This window comes from Roseateles sp. P5_E11, from assembly GCF_054049355.1.
Genome location: NZ_JBFUMO010000598.1, coordinates 1 through 3,437 on the forward strand (window position 1 = coordinate 1; position 3,437 = coordinate 3,437).

Annotated in this window: 2 protein-coding genes; both read left to right on the forward strand. The window is 62.0% G+C overall.

The annotated features are described in order from the left end of the window. On the forward strand, positions 1-1,356 hold a 1,356-nt coding region (locus tag ACXJKR_RS27605; RefSeq protein WP_457325544.1), incomplete at its 5' end, for a DNA-directed RNA polymerase subunit beta. 11 nt (positions 1,357-1,367) lie between these two features. Next, positions 1,368-3,437, forward strand: a 2,070-nt coding sequence (gene rpoC, locus ACXJKR_RS27610) for a DNA-directed RNA polymerase subunit beta' (RefSeq protein ID WP_457325545.1), incomplete at its 3' end; no start/stop codon positions are given.

Genomic DNA, 3,437 nt, shown 5'->3' on the forward strand with positions numbered 1-3,437 from the left:
GTGAAGGACACGTCGCTGCGTGTCGACCAAGGCACCAACGGCACCGTCATCGACGTGCAGGTCTTCACCCGTGAAGGCATCCAACGCGACAAGCGCGCCCAGCAGATCATCGACGATGAGCTGAAGCGCTACCGCCTGGACCTGAACGACCAGCTGCGCATCGTCGAGAGCGACGCCTTCGACCGTATCGAGAAGCTGCTCGTCGGCAAGCTCGCCAACGGCGGCCCGCAGAAGATCGCCAAGGGCACGGCCATCGACAAGGAATACCTGGCCTCGGTCGAGAAGTTCCATTGGTTCGACATCCGTCCCGCCGAGGAAGACATCGCCAACCAGCTCGAGTCGATCAAGAACTCGCTCGACCAGACTCGCCACAGCTTCGACCTGGCTTTTGAAGAAAAGCGCAAGAAGCTGACGCAGGGCGACGAGCTGCCCGCTGGCGTGCTGAAGATGGTCAAGGTCTACCTGGCCGTCAAGCGTCGCCTGCAGCCTGGCGACAAGATGGCCGGCCGYCACGGCAACAAGGGCGTCGTGTCCAAGGTCACTCCGATCGAAGACATGCCTTACATGGCCGACGGCACACCCGCCGACATCGTCCTGAACCCGCTGGGCGTCCCGTCGCGAATGAACGTGGGCCAGGTGCTGGAAGTGCATCTGGGCTGGGCCGGCAAGGGCATCGGCCAGCGCATCGGCGACATGCTGCAGCAGCACACCAAGGTTGCCGAGCTGCGCAAGCTGTTCGACCAGCTCTACAACCAGAGCGGTGGCAAGACGGAACGCATCGAAGACCTGACGGACGACGAAGTGCTGGAGATGGCCGCGAACCTCGCCAAGGGCGTGCCCTTCGCGACGCCGGTCTTCGATGGTGCCAAGGAAGAAGAAATCCGCGGCATGCTCAAGCTGGCGTACCCGGACGACATTGCCGCCAAGAAGGGCCTGACCGCTACGCGCACCCAGGCCTGGCTGTGCGACGGCCGCACCGGCGAGCAGTTCGAGCGCCCGGTCACCGTCGGCTACATGCACGTGCTGAAGCTGCACCACCTGGTGGACGACAAGATGCACGCCCGTTCGACTGGCCCGTACTCGCTCGTCACGCAGCAACCGCTGGGCGGCAAGGCGCAGTTCGGCGGCCAGCGTTTCGGCGAAATGGAAGTCTGGGCGCTTGAAGCCTATGGCGCCTCCTACATCCTGSAGGAAATGCTGACGGTCAAGTCCGATGACGTGAACGGGCGCACCAAGGTGTACGAGTCCATCGTCAAGGGCGAACACGCCATCGAAGCCGGCATGCCGGAATCCTTCAATGTTCTGGTCAAGGAAATCCGTTCCCTTGGCATCGACATTGAACTGGTCAAGAACTAAGGAGCAGATGCATGAAGGGACTACTCGACCTATTCAAGCAATTCACCCCCGATGAGCATTTCGATGCCATCCAGATCGGCCTGGCTTCTCCGGAGAAGATCCGCAGCTGGTCGTTCGGCGAGGTGAAGAAGCCCGAGACCATCAACTACCGCACCTTCAAGCCGGAACGCGACGGCCTGTTCTGCGCCAAGATCTTTGGCCCGATCAAGGACTACGAGTGCCTGTGCGGCAAGTACAAGCGCCTGAAGCACCGCGGCGTCATCTGCGAGAAGTGCGGCGTTGAAGTCACCCAGACCAAGGTCCGTCGTGACCGCATGGGCCACATCGACCTGGCCGCGCCCTGCGCGCACATCTGGTTCCTGAAGAGCCTGCCGTCGCGTCTGGGCCTGGTGCTCGACATGACGCTGCGCGACATCGAAMGCGTGCTGTACTTCGAAGCGTATGTGGTCGTCGACCCGGGTATGACCCCGCTGAAGAAGTTCTCGATCATGAGCGAGGACGACTACGACGCCAAGCGCATCGAATTCGGCGACGAGTTCATCGCGCTGATGGGCGCCGAGGGCATCAAGAACCTGCTGCAGGAAATGGATCTCGACATCGAGATCGATCGCCTGCGCAACGACATGACCGGCTCCGAGCTCAAGGTCAAGAAGAACTCCAAGCGCTTGAAGGTCATGGAGGCCTTCAAGAAGTCCGGCATCAAGCCGAACTGGATGGTGCTGGACGTGCTGCCCGTGCTGCCGCCGGACCTGCGTCCGTTGGTGCCGCTGGACGGCGGCCGCTTCGCGACTTCCGATTTGAACGACCTTTACCGTCGTGTCATCAACCGCAATAACCGCCTGGCCCGTCTGCTCGAGCTGAAGGCCCCTGAAATCATCGTGCGCAAMGAAAAGCGCATGTTGCAGGAAGCCGTTGACTCGCTGCTGGACAACGGTCGCCGCGGCAAGGCGATGACCGGCGCGAACAAGCGTGCCCTCAAGTCGCTGGCCGACATGATCAAGGGCAAGAGCGGTCGCTTCCGGCAGAACTTGCTGGGCAAGCGCGTCGACTACTCGGGCCGTTCGGTCATCGTGGTGGGCCCGACGCTCAAGCTGCACCAGTGCGGCCTGCCCAAGCTGATGGCGCTTGAACTCTTCAAGCCCTTCATCTTCAGCCGTCTCGAAGCCATGGGCATCGCGACGACGATCAAGGCTGCCAAGAAGGAAGTCGAATCCGGCACGCCGGTGGTCTGGGACATCCTCGAAGAAGTCATCAAGGAGCACCCGGTCCTGCTGAACCGTGCCCCGACGCTGCACCGCCTCGGTATCCAGGCTTTCGAGCCCGTGCTGATTGAAGGCAAGGCCATCCAGCTGCACCCCCTCGTCTGCTCGGCCTTCAACGCCGACTTCGACGGGGACCAGATGGCCGTCCACGTGCCGCTGTCGATCGAAGCGCAGATGGAAGCCCGCACGCTGATGCTGGCCTCCAACAACGTGCTGTTCCCGGCTTCCGGCGAACCATCGATCGTGCCGTCGCAAGACGTGGTGCTGGGTCTGTACTACGCGACTCGCGAACGCACCAACGGCAAGGGCGAGGGCATGATCTTCTCGGACATTCCCGAGATGATCCGTGCGCTGGAAAACGGTGCCGTCGAGATCACCGCCAAGATCAGCGTGCGTCTGGTCGAGTGGACCAAGGACAAGGACACGGGCGAGTTCGTGGCCGAGACCAAGCTAACGGACACCACCGTCGGCCGTGCTTTGCTGTCCGAGATCCTGCCCAAGGGCCTGCCGTTCTCGAACATCAACAAGGCACTCAAGAAGAAGGAAATCAGCAAGCTGATCAACACCTCCTTCCGCAAGTGCGGCCTGAAGGAAACCGTCGTGCTGGCCGACAAGCTGCTGCAAAGCGGCTTCAGGCTCGCCACGCGCGCCGGTATCTCCATCGCCATCGACGACATGCTGGTGCCCGCTCAGAAGCACACGCTGATCGAGCGCGCCGAGAAGGAAGTCAAGGAGATCGAGCAGCAGTACGTCTCGGGTCTCGTGACGGCCGGCGAGCGCTACAACAAGGTCGTGGACATCTGGGGCAAGGCCGGCGAC